This is a genomic window from Bacillus sp. YBWC18, from assembly GCF_002998775.1.
Taxonomy (GTDB): Bacteria; Bacillota; Bacilli; order Bacillales; family Bacillaceae; genus Bacillus.
This window is the reverse complement of sequence record NZ_PVRI01000003.1, coordinates 382,814-397,183: the sequence shown is the minus strand read 5'-3', so window position 1 is coordinate 397,183 and position 14,370 is coordinate 382,814. Positions and strand designations below refer to the sequence as shown.

At 41.4% G+C, this 14,370-nt stretch carries 17 protein-coding genes; 1 reads left to right on the top strand and 16 read right to left on the bottom strand.

The window, feature by feature from the left end; genetic code table 11:
* Nucleotides 1-34 precede the first annotated feature (34 nt).
* The 6 genes from C6348_RS11485 to C6348_RS11460 all read right to left on the bottom strand — a co-directional run bounded on the left by C6348_RS11485 (nucleotide 35) and on the right by C6348_RS11460 (nucleotide 5,528).
* On the bottom strand, nucleotides 35-709 hold the full coding sequence (locus tag C6348_RS11485; RefSeq protein WP_034660275.1) for a VWA domain-containing protein: 675 nt from the start codon (nucleotides 707-709) through the stop codon (nucleotides 35-37).
* Nucleotides 710-791: 82 nt separating this feature from the next.
* Nucleotides 792-1,490 carry a VWA domain-containing protein gene (locus tag C6348_RS11480; protein ID WP_080869567.1) on the bottom strand — a complete coding sequence of 233 codons (699 nt, stop codon included), beginning with the start codon at nucleotides 1,488-1,490 and terminating at the stop codon, nucleotides 792-794.
* Nucleotides 1,491-1,814: 324 nt separating this feature from the next.
* Entirely contained in the window at nucleotides 1,815-2,840 is a 1,026-nt protein-coding gene (gene spoIID / locus C6348_RS11475; protein ID WP_106043139.1) for a stage II sporulation protein D, read from the bottom strand.
* Nucleotides 2,841-3,094: 254 nt separating this feature from the next.
* Complete coding sequence (gene murA, locus C6348_RS11470; protein WP_034660278.1) at nucleotides 3,095-4,402, bottom strand: UDP-N-acetylglucosamine 1-carboxyvinyltransferase; 1,308 nt, start codon at nucleotides 4,400-4,402, stop codon at nucleotides 3,095-3,097.
* A 32-nt stretch (nucleotides 4,403-4,434) separates the two neighbouring features.
* Nucleotides 4,435-5,169, bottom strand: a complete 735-nt coding sequence (locus C6348_RS11465; RefSeq protein ID WP_034660279.1) for a YwmB family TATA-box binding protein — start codon at nucleotides 5,167-5,169, stop codon at nucleotides 4,435-4,437.
* A 128-nt stretch (nucleotides 5,170-5,297) separates the two neighbouring features.
* Complete coding sequence (locus C6348_RS11460) at nucleotides 5,298-5,528, bottom strand: DUF1146 family protein (protein ID WP_034660280.1); 231 nt, start codon at nucleotides 5,526-5,528, stop codon at nucleotides 5,298-5,300.
* Between the two features lie 137 nt (nucleotides 5,529-5,665).
* On the opposite strand from C6348_RS11460, the gene C6348_RS11455 reads away from it, so the two are divergent.
* Entirely contained in the window at nucleotides 5,666-6,172 is a 507-nt protein-coding gene (locus tag C6348_RS11455; RefSeq protein WP_374955720.1) for a hypothetical protein, read from the top strand.
* Between the two features lie 41 nt (nucleotides 6,173-6,213).
* Here C6348_RS11455 and C6348_RS11450 read toward each other — a convergent pair whose 3' ends face one another.
* The 10 genes from C6348_RS11450 to upp all read right to left on the bottom strand — a co-directional run bounded on the left by C6348_RS11450 (nucleotide 6,214) and on the right by upp (nucleotide 14,256).
* Nucleotides 6,214-6,609: a F0F1 ATP synthase subunit epsilon gene (locus C6348_RS11450; RefSeq protein ID WP_034660282.1), complete on the bottom strand. Its 396-nt coding sequence runs from the start codon at nucleotides 6,607-6,609 to the stop codon at nucleotides 6,214-6,216.
* A gap of 24 nt (nucleotides 6,610-6,633) precedes the next feature.
* Nucleotides 6,634-8,055: a F0F1 ATP synthase subunit beta gene (atpD, locus tag C6348_RS11445; RefSeq protein WP_106043137.1), complete on the bottom strand. Its 1,422-nt coding sequence runs from the start codon at nucleotides 8,053-8,055 to the stop codon at nucleotides 6,634-6,636.
* 24 nt (nucleotides 8,056-8,079) lie between these two features.
* Nucleotides 8,080-8,946, bottom strand: a complete 867-nt coding sequence (locus C6348_RS11440) for a F0F1 ATP synthase subunit gamma (RefSeq protein WP_034660284.1) — start codon at nucleotides 8,944-8,946, stop codon at nucleotides 8,080-8,082.
* A gap of 88 nt (nucleotides 8,947-9,034) precedes the next feature.
* On the bottom strand, nucleotides 9,035-10,543 hold the full coding sequence (gene atpA, locus C6348_RS11435) for a F0F1 ATP synthase subunit alpha (protein ID WP_034660286.1): 1,509 nt from the start codon (nucleotides 10,541-10,543) through the stop codon (nucleotides 9,035-9,037).
* Between the two features lie 16 nt (nucleotides 10,544-10,559).
* Nucleotides 10,560-11,105 (bottom strand): F0F1 ATP synthase subunit delta, encoded by a 546-nt coding sequence (locus C6348_RS11430; RefSeq protein ID WP_034660287.1) that lies wholly within the window; start codon nucleotides 11,103-11,105, stop codon nucleotides 10,560-10,562.
* Complete coding sequence (gene atpF / locus C6348_RS11425; RefSeq protein ID WP_034660288.1) at nucleotides 11,102-11,623, bottom strand: F0F1 ATP synthase subunit B; 522 nt, start codon at nucleotides 11,621-11,623, stop codon at nucleotides 11,102-11,104. Before atpF ends, C6348_RS11430 begins: the two co-directional genes overlap by 4 nt.
* A gap of 120 nt (nucleotides 11,624-11,743) precedes the next feature.
* Complete coding sequence (gene atpE, locus C6348_RS11420) at nucleotides 11,744-11,956, bottom strand: F0F1 ATP synthase subunit C (protein WP_003214968.1); 213 nt, start codon at nucleotides 11,954-11,956, stop codon at nucleotides 11,744-11,746.
* Nucleotides 11,957-12,004: 48 nt separating this feature from the next.
* On the bottom strand, nucleotides 12,005-12,739 hold the full coding sequence (atpB, locus tag C6348_RS11415; protein WP_003215198.1) for a F0F1 ATP synthase subunit A: 735 nt from the start codon (nucleotides 12,737-12,739) through the stop codon (nucleotides 12,005-12,007).
* A 7-nt stretch (nucleotides 12,740-12,746) separates the two neighbouring features.
* Nucleotides 12,747-13,130: an ATP synthase subunit I gene (locus C6348_RS11410; protein WP_024423731.1), complete on the bottom strand. Its 384-nt coding sequence runs from the start codon at nucleotides 13,128-13,130 to the stop codon at nucleotides 12,747-12,749.
* A 496-nt stretch (nucleotides 13,131-13,626) separates the two neighbouring features.
* On the bottom strand, nucleotides 13,627-14,256 hold the full coding sequence (gene upp / locus C6348_RS11405; RefSeq protein WP_003214553.1) for a uracil phosphoribosyltransferase: 630 nt from the start codon (nucleotides 14,254-14,256) through the stop codon (nucleotides 13,627-13,629).
* Nucleotides 14,257-14,370: the final 114 nt, after the last annotated feature.

The window sequence follows — 14,370 nt, the reverse complement described above, 5'->3', positions numbered from 1 at the left end:
CTGGGGAAAACAATCCCCAGCTCCCATTCATATCCTACTGACCAAAAGCGCTCGCTTCATTTTGTAGAATGTGATTCAATTCTTCGGCATTCGCAGCCGGTTGATATTGTCCACCACCCGCTTTTGCAACAGACTTTAGACTTTTTGCTTCTTTTTCATTCACGTCAAAGCCGATGATATTGACGATGGTGTCAATTCCGTCTTCATGTAATTCCTTTGCTGCTTGTGAAGGGCTTCCTCCACAAGTTTCTTTACCATCACTGACGACATAGACAATATTTTTTCCTTCAGCCTGGTGATCTTCAAAATCTTGTTTCGTATCTGTTAATGCTTTTGCAAGTGGTGTCCAGCCGGTCGGCTTATACACATTCAGTGCTTGCTGAAATGTTGATGGCTCATATGATCCAAATCCGTAAACGGCTTCAGAGCTTCCACAAGAAACTGCTTTTCCTGCATTTTTATTGGTTCCTTCATGACCAAACACACGTAGCAGGACTTGTGTATCTTCTGATAAAATACTTGCGAAGCTTTGAATAGAACGTTTGGCGATATCGATTTTCTTTTCGCCTTCAACTGATTGTGCCATGCTGCCGCTTAAATCAAGTAATATCACCACATGAGCAGGCTCCTGTTTTGTCACAGCATGAGCTGGTGAAGAAAGAAGCAGGACAAGACTAGCCAAAATGGTTAATACAATATTTCGTTTCATTCATAAAAACCTCCCTTTTTACATTTGTACAGAAAAAGAGAAACGATAGCATACATCAATCGTTTCCCTTTTGTTCAGCAAGTTATTCGTGTAGTTTTAATGATTCTGCCGACAAGATAGAACCCATTTCTTTACCAGTGCTTGCTTGGTAGTATTGGCCTTTACCCGCTTTGGCTACTTGCTTCAATTGACCTTCATAGCCGTCGTTAAAGTCTAATCCGATCACATTAACAACAGTCGATCCTTTTGAGTTATGCAATTCTTTTGCTACTTTTACTGGATCTCCGCCACAAGTTTCTTCACCATCAGTGATTAGGTACACAATATGTTTTGTTCCACCATTAAGCTGTTCATCCGTTTGCTTTGCATTTTCAAGAGCACGAGCAATCGGTGTCCAGCCATTTGGTCCAAGTCCGTTTAAAGAGTTTTCAAAGCTTTCTTTTTCGTAAGGCTGTACGCCATAAACGCCTCTAATGACTTCACATGATTGAGCTTTACCTGAATTTTTGTTGTTTCCTTCAGAGCCAAACAAGCTCATACGAATTTTAGCGTCTTTTGGAAGTGACTGAGCAAATTTAAATACCTCTTGTTTTGCGAGGTCAAATTTGCGTTCTCCCTCTACTTTTCTTGCCATGCTTCCACTTGCATCAAGTAAGATAGTAACTCTTACATCTTTGTTATGTTTTTTGACTGTAGATGCTTTTGCAAATACTGGTGAAGAGATTGACATAGATAATGTCAATACAGCTAAGGTTACGAGTGTAAATACTTTTTTCAACATCATTTTTCCTTCCTCCTTATGTATTTAATTGAAACATCTTAATCGTAAAATATTCTGTCTTGGAATGGTATAGGACTCGGTCCCTTTTTCTCTTTCATCAAAATCACTAAAAATCTGTCAGTTGTCTAGATATATTCACCTAACACATCATTTTTTCTTTTGTTTTCTCCTTCTTTCGAGGGGCTTTGTATCGGCCATCGGTTCTTGTCGGGACGTAAATGTTTAAGATTTCCTGAGGTGCGTCTTAAGTCGCAAATTGACACATTCTGTTCAAACCTCTTGGAACACAAAAAAAGATGCCCCATTTCTGAGGCATCTTTTGCTTTATTTTTTAGCCATATACGTGTTGAGAAAACGTTCAGCTGATTCAATTTGAATCCCTTTATAATAATGTTTCACGATAGCCTCTACTTTTTTGCCTGACTGTGCCATATAGTGCGCACCATACTGACTCATTCCAACCCCATGGCCATACCCTTTTGTCGTAATGATAATTTGCTGGCCCTGTCGTTCCCATGTAAAGTCCGCTGAATGAAGTCCTAGTGACTCTCGAATGTCTCTGCCTGTCAGTGTTTTACCGTTTATTACGGCTTTCGCTACTTGATTTCCTGGCGTCCGTTCTACTATCTGTCCTACCTGAGCCTGCTGAGTGAGCGTCACACCTAATTTTTGCTGAAATTCACTAACTGGGATGGTTTTCTTGTTTTGAAATTTTGGCGATTTTTCGTCCCATTTACTTGAGACACTTTTCAAATATGGGATTTCGTTTTTCCAATAAGCTTCAGCATTTTCCGTTTTTCCGTTACTTGTTGAAAAGAATGAGGCATCAATTGGTCTCTCGTCATAAGTCAGCACTTTTCCTTGTGTGCTGGCGACAGCTTCTGTGACTTTTTTTAACTTCCAATTGTACGCTTTCCCCCAAATTTTCTTGAGTTCCTGCTTGTTTTTATAAACTTGGAACATTTGGGTGTCATCTACAAGAGAGCCCTTTGGTGATTTGACGGTCTTATCGATGATCATTTGTCTGACGATATACGTTCTTGCAGCGAGTGCCTGTGCCTTGAGTGCTTCCATTTCAAAATCAGCTGGCATTTCAGACGCTACGACACCGATCACATACTCTTCTAAGGGGATGTTTTCTACCTGCTGATGAGCTGAACGATAGACGGGGATAGCGACGGGTGATTGCTTCAATTTGACTGTACCCTTCACTTCTTTTTTAACTGATGGCTCCGCTGATACATGCTGGCTTACCTCCGGTTTCCCTTGAAACGTCGGCAACACAAGTAAAGTTGGAATCATTAAAATAATGATGCATATTCCTGCGATTGTCCATATCATTGGTTTCATATTTGGCTGCCCCCATTTGTCATTGAATCTCTTTTATCCTATGGGCGGGGACAAGCTAATATGACAGCTTCTTTCATTCAGTGGACAAGTCTTTTGATGAAGATATGAGGCTGTTTATCAACTGATTTTACTGTTCGTCTTTATGAATAAAATTTAAGATGGTTGGATACACTAATGATAAGCTTTAAAAATAAAGCATTCTATGATTCTAAAAGAAATCAGCATGCCCCATGGACACACTGATTTCTTTATGATTACGCGTTCAGATCTGATACAACTTGTTCTTGTGTCACATCTGCTGTTTCATCGTTTACTCTTTCAATATCTGCACCGATTGCTGCAAGCTTCTGGTGGAAGTTCACATAACCACGATCGATATGCTTCAACTCCGTGACACGTGTATGACCTTCTGCTACTAATCCAGCAAGTACAAGTGCTGCTCCTGCTCTTAAATCAGTCGCTGATACTTCAGCACCTTGAAGTTGAACCGGCCCGTTGATAATCACAGAGCGACCCTCAATTTTAATATCGCCATTCATGCGGCGGAATTCTTCAGCATGCATAAAGCGGTTTTCAAACACCGTTTCTGTAATCATGCTTGTTCCGTTCGCACGAAGCAATAGCGCCATCATCTGAGATTGCATATCCGTTGGGAAACCAGGATGTGGCATTGTTTTTAGATCGATTGGCTTGAGCTCAGATGGTCCAATGACTCTTAAACCTTCTTCTTCTTCAATGATCTGAATACCCATTTCTTCCATTTTTGCTACAAGTGATGTCATGTGCTCTGGCACTGCGCCCTTTACAAGAACATTTCCTTCTGTAATAGCTGCTGCCACCATGAAAGTACCTGCTTCAATTCTGTCAGGGATGATGTTGTGTTTTGCACCGTGAAGTGTTTCCACACCTTCGATTTTGATTGTACCAGTACCAGCTCCGCGAACCTTACCGCCCATGGCATTGATGTAGTTTGCCAAATCAACAATTTCAGGTTCTTTTGCTACGTTTTCTAAAATCGTTGTTCCTTCAGCTAATGCTGCTGCCATGATGATGTTTTCAGTTGCACCGACACTTGGGAAATCCAAATAGATTTTCGCACCTTTTAAACGGCCTTTTACTTCAGCCTCGATGAAACCATTTCCTACTTGAATTTTAGCTCCCATTGCTTCAAAGCCTTTTAAATGCTGGTCAATTGGTCTTGAACCAATCGCACAGCCTCCAGGTAATGCAACTCTTGCATGACCTGTTCTTGCTAAAAGTGGTCCCATGACGAGCACAGACGCTCGCATTTTACGGACATACTCAAACGGAGCCTCAGTTTCTAGTGCATGAGATGCATCCACTGATACTTCGTTATTTTCAAAATGTACTTCTGCTCCTAAATGACGTAACACTTCATTGATTGTATATACATCGGAGAGCGTAGGTACATCACAAATTACGCTTTTTTCTGTACTTGCTAACAAAGATGCAGCGATAACTGGTAAAACGGCATTTTTTGCGCCTTCTACTTTAACTGTGCCGTTTAACTTTTGACCGCCGCGGACGATGATTTTTTCCAAGGTCTTCCCCTCCGCGTCCCAAATTCTCTATATTAATATTCAGTCGTTACGATTGGTGTGCCAACCGTAATCGTATGATTTTCGTTCATTTCCGAACTTCTGATGGCAATTTGAACATTCATTTTATCATTTGAAGTCATAATGAACTGTTCCCACTTATCTGTGTAAGCGGAAAGCGACACAAAATTAGACTCAACGAGATACTCAACTGGTTTTGCTTGAAATTCATTTGCTAACGTTTCAGCTTTTTTTTGCAAAACAACATCCATCATACCATTTACATGACCATCGAGACAAGTAAAAATTACAAATTTCTCTTGTAATATGCTTTTTGCATGACGTACGAACTGATCATATGTATGCTCCCAGGTATTCAGTGGGCGAGCACCTTTTTGCTCATATAATAAATACGACTTTTGATTGGATTTTGTGTCGGTCTTCACGAGTAAAATTTTCGATAAAGTATCATTTTTTTCATCTTTGTAAATTCCTGTGACTTTGGTGACATGTTTCTCTTCTTTTTCGGTCCACTCATACTGTCGTAGTTCGTCTTTCAAACGTTGCACTTTTTTTGAAAATTGTTCGGATGAAATGTCTACATTTGTTTTGGCGTGAAGGGTCCATCCATCTACTTCAATTTGCTGGTTTTTCAGACCTTCTGCTATTTGGGCGAGCGGAGAAGATTCTTCCGCACGAACACCTTGAATCATCAGAACAAAAAAAAGAATAAACGCAAATAATGGCCAACCTTTTACATACTTTCTCACTTGTCATTCCCCCTTGCTACAAGTGTTGCCGCAAGGAGGTCTATGCATACGTGGAAAAGTCATCAAAGACCATACTTTTGACGCTTCTTTTTACGTTCCCGCATAAGGCAGTGACCAAACCTTTTATGTTAGAACATATAAGGAATTTGTCTAGAGAAATTTAAGTAATCAAGGAAGAAATTGCTGACTGCAGATGCGATGGCAATGGTAATGAGCATCATCAGCAATCTTGCCTGAACGATTTTCCCTTTTTTAATCAGTGGATCAATATTTACGGCAAGCAATGCCCACCATGTAACCGCAATAAAAAACAGGTGGATCACAATACTCACGATGGCTTGTTGTCCTACGTCTTCCATACAGTTGAATCCTCCTTTTATTTATTTCTGTAAAGGAAAACTCCCTTTCATTATATCCTCGAAAATTGGAAAGATGAATCATTTGGAAAAAAGAGCTATATTTAGAGTAAATCCCCTCTTATCCTGGTGCCAGGGAGATGATATACTGCGTGTGGAAGGAGCTGAACACATTGAAAGATTCTTTTCCTGACTTTGTTGATTTGTACGGAGAACTGGTTCCCTCATTTGATCATGAATGGGAGGCCATTGCTTTCTACTTTGATTATAGACAGACACAGCTAGAAGAATTAGCGCAATTGTGTCATTTTCATAACATTTCTTTGGATTATTCTGAGGAAAGCCTGTATCAGTTAGAATCACTATACTTTGATGCATTTACCAAGCAGCTGTTTGCTGAGTGGAAAATGCCAATAGATGCATTAGAAGCGATGATGAGTGTGTATATGGGAGAGGTTGTCCTCCGTCATCATTCAGATGCTGACTGGGTAGTACGGCCTTATATGGACTCTCCGCATCAATATACGCTTGGTTTGCGCCGGCACAATAAAACGTGGCATAGTACGCAGTTTTGCGAGCACTTATATCTTGAAAAACAGGATTCTCACCCATATGTGTCGATGTACCAATCTCTCATGTCATTCTAAAAAAATCCTTCTTATCACAATGATAAGAAGGATTTTCTGTTTTATTTCCCTGCTACATTTAAACGGTTTAACGCCCGTTTTAATGCGAGTTCCGCCCGGCGTACATCACTTTCATTCGGGTGGTTCAAATGCTCTTCAGCACGCTGTTTCGCTGATTTAGCACGATCGACATCAACTTTATCTGATGTTTCAGCGGCCTGAGCAAGAATGGTTACTTGTTCAGGGCGAACTTCAACAAATCCGCCACTTACTGCAACCAATTCAGTTGATCCACTATGTTTTAAGCGAACTGCACCGATTTTTAGCGGAGCAACCATTGGAACGTGGCCAGCTAAAATACCAAGCTCACCGCTTTCTGCTCTGACACTGACCATTTCCACATCCGCTTCATACACTGGGCCGTCGGGAGTAACGATATTGACTTGAACGGTCTTCATGCTTTTACCCTCCTAAGGACCAGATTAGGCCTCTACACCCATCTCTTTGGCTTTTTCAACCACTTCTTCAATGCGTCCAACTAAGCGGAATGCATCTTCTGGAAGGTGATCGTATTTACCAGATAAGATTTCCTTGAAGCCTTTAACAGTTTCTTCCAATGGCACATAAGAACCCTTTTGGCCAGTGAACTGCTCTGCTACGTGGAAGTTTTGAGATAGGAAGAATTGAACACGACGCGCTCTGTGTACCACAAGCTTATCGTCCTCAGATAATTCATCCATACCTAAAATGGCAATGATATCTTGTAGTTCTTTATAACGCTGCAATGTTTGCTGCACTTCACGCGCAATGGCATAATGCTCTTCACCAACGATCTCAGGTGCAAGTGCACGAGATGTTGAAGCAAGAGGATCAACCGCTGGGTAAATACCCATTTCAGTCAGCTTACGCTCAAGGTTTGTCGTTGCATCAAGGTGAGCGAACGTTGTTGCTGGAGCTGGATCCGTATAGTCATCCGCAGGTACATAGATCGCTTGAATCGATGTAACCGATCCTACGTTTGTAGACGTGATACGCTCTTGCAGCTGACCCATTTCTGTTGCAAGTGTCGGCTGATAACCTACCGCTGAAGGCATACGTCCAAGAAGGGCTGATACTTCAGAACCTGCTTGGGTAAAACGATAGATGTTATCGATGAAGAACAATACGTCTTGACCTAGTTCATCACGGAAATGCTCTGCCATTGTCAAACCAGTTAGGGCAACACGCATACGTGCACCTGGCGGCTCGTTCATTTGGCCGAAGACCATGGCTGTTTTTTCGATAACGCCAGAATCTTTCATTTCGTAGTAAAGGTCGTTTCCTTCACGTGTACGCTCTCCAACACCAGCGAATACAGAAATACCGCCGTGTTCTTGTGCGATGTTGTTGATCAATTCTTGAATCAGAACGGTTTTACCTACACCGGCTCCACCGAATAGACCGATCTTTCCACCCTTGATGTAAGGAGCAAGAAGGTCAACAACTTTAATACCCGTTTCAAGAATTTCAACTTCTGTAGAAAGTTGATCAAAAGAAGGCGCTTGTCTGTGGATTGGATCTCTTTGAGCTTCCACACCAAGTGGCTCATCTAAGTCAATGTTATCTCCCAGTACGTTGAATACACGTCCAAGTGTTACGTTACCAACTGGTACTGAAATTGGTTTTCCAAGGTCTACAGCTTCCATACCGCGCTTCACACCGTCTGTTGATGCCATCGCGATGGTTCTGACTGTATTATCACCTAAATGTAGTGCTACTTCTAAAGTTAAGTCGATAGTAACTTCACTTTCGCTTTCCGCTTTATGCGAAACTCTGATCGCATTATAAATCTCAGGCAAGTGACCGTCTTCAAAATGAACGTCTACGACTGGTCCCATGATCTGACTGATGCGTCCTGTTTTCATTGCATTCCCTCCTGACAATTATTTCTATTCTAAGGCAGCTGCTCCGCCGACAATTTCTGTAATCTCTTGTGTAATCGCTGCTTGACGAGCACGGTTATAAGAGAGTGTCAGGTTGTCGATCAATTCTTTTGCGTTGTCTGTTGCACTCTTCATTGCTGTCATCCTTGCAGCATGTTCACTTGCTTTGCTGTCAAGAAGCGCACCGAAAATCAAACTCTCTGCATATTGAGGAAGGAGAACTTCAAGAATTTCTTCTTCAGAAGGCTCAAACTCATAAGATGCGGAACGTTTATTTGGTGTCGCTGCGGCCGAAAGGTCCGTTAGCGGCAATAATTTCTTCTCTGTTACTTCTTGTGAAATGGCACTGACAAAGTGGTTGTAGAACATGTAAAGTTCGTCAAACGCTTCATCAGAGAACATTTGAACTGTACTGCTTGCTAATTCTTTAATATCAGCAAACGCTACTTCGTCTCCAAGCCCTGTTACTTCAGAAATAACTGGAATACCGCGCTTTTTGAAGAAGTCGCGTCCGATTTTACCAATCACAATCACCGCATATTCATCAGCGGATTGATGACGAGATTGAATGGTTTGGTAAGCGGCACGCAAAATCGAGCTGTTAAAAGGTCCTGCAAGCCCCCGATCAGATGTAATGACGAGATACCCTGTTTTCTTGACAGGTCTTGAAAGAAGCATTGGGTGCTTAGCACTTGTTCCAGTTGCGATTGCAGCAACCACTTCCTGGATTTTCTCCATGTAAGGAACAAAAGACTTCGCATTGTTTTCAGCACGATTCAGTTTCGCAGCTGATACCATTTGCATCGCTTTTGTGATCTGACTCGATTTTTTCGTTGACGTGATCCTTGACTTTATATCGCGTAATGAGGCCAAAGATTTCACCACCTTTTTTCAGGAATCCGTGTTCATTTACGTGAAAAGAGAGAAAAAGAGAATCTTTTTCTCTCGGAAAGATTACTAATTAGTTGCTTGGTGCAAACGTACGTTTAAAGCCTTCGATTGCTGTATTCCACTCTTCATCAGCAGGCATGTTTCCTGTTTGAGAGATGGTGTCAAACAAGTCTTTATGGTTTTCTTCAATGTACATGAATAACTCAGCTTCAAAACGTTTGACATCAGCAATCGCGACATCGTCTAAGTATCCTCTTGTAAGTGCATAAAGAATCGCTACTTGTTTTTCAACTTTAAGCGGTTTGTTCAAGTCTTGTTTTAAGACTTCAACTGTTCTAGCACCACGGTTTAATTTTGCTTGAGTCGCTTGGTCTAGATCAGATCCAAACTGAGCGAATGCTTCAAGCTCACGATAAGAAGCAAGATCCAGACGAAGTGTACCTGCTACCTTTTTCATCGCTTTGATTTGTGCAGAACCACCTACACGAGATACAGACAATCCTGCGTTTACTGCTGGACGTACGCCTGAGAAGAAGAGATCAGATTGTAAGAAAATCTGTCCATCTGTGATTGAAATAACGTTTGTTGGGATATATGCAGAGATATCGCCAGCTTGCGTTTCTACGAAAGGCAATGCTGTGATAGAACCGCCACCCTTTTCGTCACTAAGCTTCGCTGCACGCTCTAATAAACGAGAGTGAAGATAGAAAACATCACCAGGGAATGCCTCACGACCTGGAGGACGGCGAAGCAATAATGAAAGCTCACGGTAAGCTGCCGCTTGTTTAGAAAGGTCATCATATACAACAAGTACGTGCTTGCCGTTATACATGAATTCCTCACCCATCGTTACACCTGCATAAGGAGCAAGGTAAAGAAGCGGGGCTGGCTGTGATGCAGAAGCTGTGACTACGATTGTGTAATCAAGCGCACCATGCTTACGAAGTGTTTCAACAACACCACGAACCGTTGATTCCTTTTGTCCGATCGCTACATAAATACAGATCATGTCTTGATCTTTTTGGTTTAGGATCGTATCAATTGCAACAGATGTTTTACCTGTTTGACGGTCACCAATGATCAATTCACGCTGTCCGCGTCCGATTGGAATCAAGGCATCAATTGCTTTAATCCCTGTTTGAAGCGGCTCATGTACAGATTTACGATCCATAACGCCTGGTGCTTCACTTTCGATTGGACGAGTTTTGCTCGTTAAGATTGGACCTAGTCCATCAACAGGCTGACCAAGTGGGTTCACAATACGTCCGATTAATTCTTCACCTACTGGAACCTCCATGATACGACCTGTACGTTTTACATCGTCACCTTCGCGGATATCTTTGTAAGGTCCTAAAATCACGATACCTACGTTAGACTCCTCAAGGTTTTGAGCCATACCCATTACACCATTAGAGAACTCAACCAGCTCTCCTGCCATAATGTTGTCAAGGCCATGTACACGCGCGATACCGTCCCCTACTTGAATGACTGTACCGACATCTTTTACTTCAATTTCAGATTGATAGTTTTGGATTTGCTGCTTTATCAGCGCGCTAATCTCTTCAGCTTTGATACTCACTAAGGTTTCACCCCTTCTAACGATTTTCGCCTGCAAGCTGACGTTCAATGCGGGAAAGCTTTCCGCTGACACTGCCGTCATAAATGCGGTTTCCGATACGGATTTTCACTCCGCCTATTAGATCCTTGTCAATCACATTTTCAACACGCAGTGATGTGACTCCGGCTTTTTTGGCAAATACTTCAGATAAAGATTGAATTTCAGCGCCGCTCAGCGGTTTCACTGAATACACGACCGCATCGTCTATTTGTTTCGTGCGGTTTGCAAGTTTCACAAACTCAGACGTCATTTCAGAGAAAATATTCGTGCGTCCGCGGTCAATCAATAAATACATTGTGTGCAATACATGTGTCGAAACACCTTTGAAAGCTTCTGCAATCAAATGTTTCTTTTTATCTGCCGTAATCTTTGGATGAACAAGAAAGTCATTCAATTCTTGGTCAGCCTTTAGAACTTTTTTGATCTCATTCAGCTCTTTTTCAGTTTCGTCTACTGCCGAAGAAGCAAGAACGATGTCAAAAAGAGCAGAAGCGTAACGCTTAGAGACAATAGTCACGCTCATCGGCTTTCGCCTGCCTCTTTAAGATACTCTTGAATCAATTTCTCTTGTGCTTGCTCATCAAGTTCTCTTTCAATCACTTTAGATGCAATGAGTACAGATAGTGATGCAACCTGCTCGCGCAGTGCAGCCACAGCTTGTTCTTTTTCTTTCACGATTTCAGTTCTAGCAGACTCTTTCAAGCGCTCTGACTCTTGACGTGCTGCTTGAATGATCTCTTCTTTTTGTTTCTCACCAATCTTTTTCGCATTTTCGATGAGTGTATGTGATTCTTCGCGTGCTTCTTTCAATAAGACACGTTGTTCTTCAAGAAGCTTTTCAGCTTGAACGTGCTTTTGTTCAGCACTTGAAATTTCATTTCCTATATAATCTTCACGCTGCTTCATAATACCTAATAAAGGTTTAAGCGCAAATTTCTTTAAAAGTGCAAGCAGGATGAGCATAGCGATAAGCTGGAATAACATATCCCCGGCGTTGAAACTTAAGCCACCTGCTCCTAAAACCACTGGTAACTGAGACATTTAGTACGGCAACTCCCTTCTTTAAATAATATGTTAAGAAACAAAACATAAAGGAATGGCGAAGTTTCGAACTAATCTGATCTTCGCCATTAAAATTCATATTAGAACGCTTCTCACATATTAACCAAAGAATGCCAAGAATGCGATAACGACAGCGATAATTGGAAGTGCCTCAACTAAAGCGACCCCGATGAACATAAGTGTTCTTAGTTCTCTACCAGCTTCTGGCTGACGAGCGATTCCTTCAACTGTTTTAGATACGATTAGACCGTTACCAATACCTGCTCCTAGTGCTCCCAAACCGATTGCAATTGCTGCTGCTATTAAATTCATTAAAAAGCTCCTCCTTTAAAATAACGTCCTTTTTGGACTCTCAATTTTTTAGTGTTCATCGCTGACTTTATGGGAAATGTACACCATTGTCAGCATGGTGAAGATAAATGCTTGGATTGTTCCGACAAACAAACTGAATGCCTGCCATACAATCATCGGCACGATGGCACCTAATGTACCAACGATACCAAGTGCAATGTTTTGCGTGTAGAAATTGGTCGCAAGTCCTGCAAGCAAACCAAGAAGAATCTCTCCAGCAAAAATGTTTCCATAAAGACGCAAACCAAGTGTTAGCGTGTTTGCAAATTCTTCAATAAGTTTCAATGGTACTAAAAGCGGAATTGGTCTGAAGTAGTCTTTCGTATATTCCTTGACTCCTTTTGCCTTGACACCGTAGTAATGTGTCAATCCCATGACCATAATCGCTAGTGTCATTGTGATTGCAGGGTCTGCTGTTGGTGATTTCCACCACAAGTTGTGATCGACCGTAATCGAGAATGGCAGTCCAAGCATGTTTGAAACAAATATGTACATGAGTAATGTAACGCCAAGCGCTAGAAATGGGGCTCCTGTTTTCATGTCCATCGAACTACCTATGATATTTCGAACAAAATCAACAATCCATTCCATGAAGTTCTGCGCCTTTGTCGGACGAATAGACAGAACACGAGTAGTCAGCACCGCTATGAGAAGAACGATGATACTAGCAATCGTAATCATGAGAACATTGGATAAGTTGAACGTTAACCCTAAAAATTCTGTAGTTTTTGAACTGTGACCCAAAGAGTATTCACCTCTCTTCCATAGTAGAACGTTTAAGTTGAATGAAGGAATCTATCATAATGACAGGATATATTGTCATTAATCCTATAACAACACCTGCCAGATGAACTTCATTAGGGTAACGCCAAGCAATCGCTACTGCGAGAATTGCGTTGGCCCACCTGGCTGTACTTCCCATTGAACGAATGGATTTTCCTTTTTTAACCGCTCGATCAAAAGCGTGCATTCTCCGTATAAGTAGGAATAAATTAAAGAAAGCAAAAATTGTGCCGATAATGAAACCAAGAAACAGTGGTTTAAAACCAGGCATGGCATAGCCAAACACAAAAATTGCCAATAGATAGAACATATATTTACTCTGTCTGCGGAAAATCGCGTTTGGATCGTTCATTCATCTGACTCCCGATGAAAAATATTGTAAAAAAGGTGATAATTGGTGATGAAAACTGCGTAGAAGACGCTTATGATAAGCAGTCCTGTTCGAAAAAAATCAATCACCCATCGGTCTAATTGCACAATCAGACTTGAAATCTAAAGATCTATGGGATGCTGCTTCATTCGCTGATACAAACCCTGATAATTAAAGGGTTCACAATGAGGATTAGTAGAGTGCTATAGGCTATGAAAACCTTACCATAATACCCTCGTTTAGCATACAATAGCGTCTATGATGTGTCAATCCGTTGAAAGTTAAAAAACTTTTCTATAGTGATAGAGCACACAAAATGTTCACAATTTCATCAAACTTTAGGAGACACGTGACATTCAGTCAAAAAAACAGCTAATGTTCAGTATACATTGATTTTTCTAAGAACGATATCAACCGTTTGTCATATATTTCAAAAAGCCCACATGCACGTTTGCATGTGGGCTTTTATTAAAACATGTTATTTCGTCCCATACATACGGTCACCAGCATCACCAAGGCCTGGGATAATGTAGCCTTTTTCGTTCAATTTCTCGTCTAATGCTGCAATGTAGATATCAACGTCAGGATGATGCTTTTGCATTTCTTCTACACCTTCAGGGGCAGCAATCAGACACATGAAGCGAATGTTTTTCGCCCCGCGTTTTTTCAAGCTGTTCAATGCTTCGACTGCTGAACCGCCAGTTGCAAGCATTGGATCTACTACGATAAATTCACGCTCTTCCACATCAGATGGAAGCTTCACATAATATTCAACAGGCTTTAATGTTTTCGGATCACGGTATAAACCGACATGTCCCACTTTAGCAGCTGGAATGAGTTTCAAAATCCCGTCCACCATTCCAAGACCTGCTCTTAAAATTGGCACAACACCGAGTTTCTTCCCTGAGATCACGTTTGATTTGGCTACTTGTACAGGTGTTTCTACATCCACCTCTTCAAGCGGTAAGTCTCTTGTGATTTCAAATGCCATTAATGTTGCGACTTCATCCACTAGCTCTCTAAATTCTTTTGTTCCTGTATGAACGTCACGAATATATGTAAGTTTGTGCTGAATAAGCGGGTGATCAAATACATAAACCTTTGCCATTGCTTGCTACAACTCCTTTTCTGTCATCTTCCGGTGAACTTTGCACACTTCCTACAATTCTACATAAAAAGACGTCATCTTTCAATATGATTCGCAAATCCTACAAAAAAAACC

Excerpts from the sequence above, each read along its gene's own strand:
- C6348_RS11485 (WP_034660275.1), bottom strand. The coding sequence starts at position 709 with ATGAAACGAAATATTGTATTAACCATTTTGGCTAGTCTTGTCCTGCTT.
- C6348_RS11480 (WP_080869567.1), bottom strand. The coding sequence starts at position 1,490 with ATGTTGAAAAAAGTATTTACACTCGTAACCTTAGCTGTATTGACATTA.
- spoIID (WP_106043139.1), bottom strand. The coding sequence starts at position 2,840 with ATGAAACCAATGATATGGACAATCGCAGGAATATGCATCATTATTTTA.
- C6348_RS11460 (WP_034660280.1), bottom strand. The coding sequence starts at position 5,528 with ATGGAAGACGTAGGACAACAAGCCATCGTGAGTATTGTGATCCACCTG.
- C6348_RS11455 (WP_374955720.1), top strand. The coding sequence starts at position 5,666 with ATGATATACTGCGTGTGGAAGGAGCTGAACACATTGAAAGATTCTTTT.
- C6348_RS11450 (WP_034660282.1), bottom strand. The coding sequence starts at position 6,609 with ATGAAGACCGTTCAAGTCAATATCGTTACTCCCGACGGCCCAGTGTAT.
- atpD (WP_106043137.1), bottom strand. The coding sequence starts at position 8,055 with ATGAAAACAGGACGCATCAGTCAGATCATGGGACCAGTCGTAGACGTT.
- C6348_RS11430 (WP_034660287.1), bottom strand. The coding sequence starts at position 11,105 with ATGAGCGTGACTATTGTCTCTAAGCGTTACGCTTCTGCTCTTTTTGAC.
- atpF (WP_034660288.1), bottom strand. The coding sequence starts at position 11,623 with ATGTCTCAGTTACCAGTGGTTTTAGGAGCAGGTGGCTTAAGTTTCAAC.
- atpE (WP_003214968.1), bottom strand. The coding sequence starts at position 11,956 with ATGAATTTAATAGCAGCAGCAATTGCAATCGGTTTGGGAGCACTAGGA.
- C6348_RS11410 (WP_024423731.1), bottom strand. The coding sequence starts at position 13,130 with ATGAACGATCCAAACGCGATTTTCCGCAGACAGAGTAAATATATGTTC.
- upp (WP_003214553.1), bottom strand. The coding sequence starts at position 14,256 with ATGGCAAAGGTTTATGTATTTGATCACCCGCTTATTCAGCACAAACTT.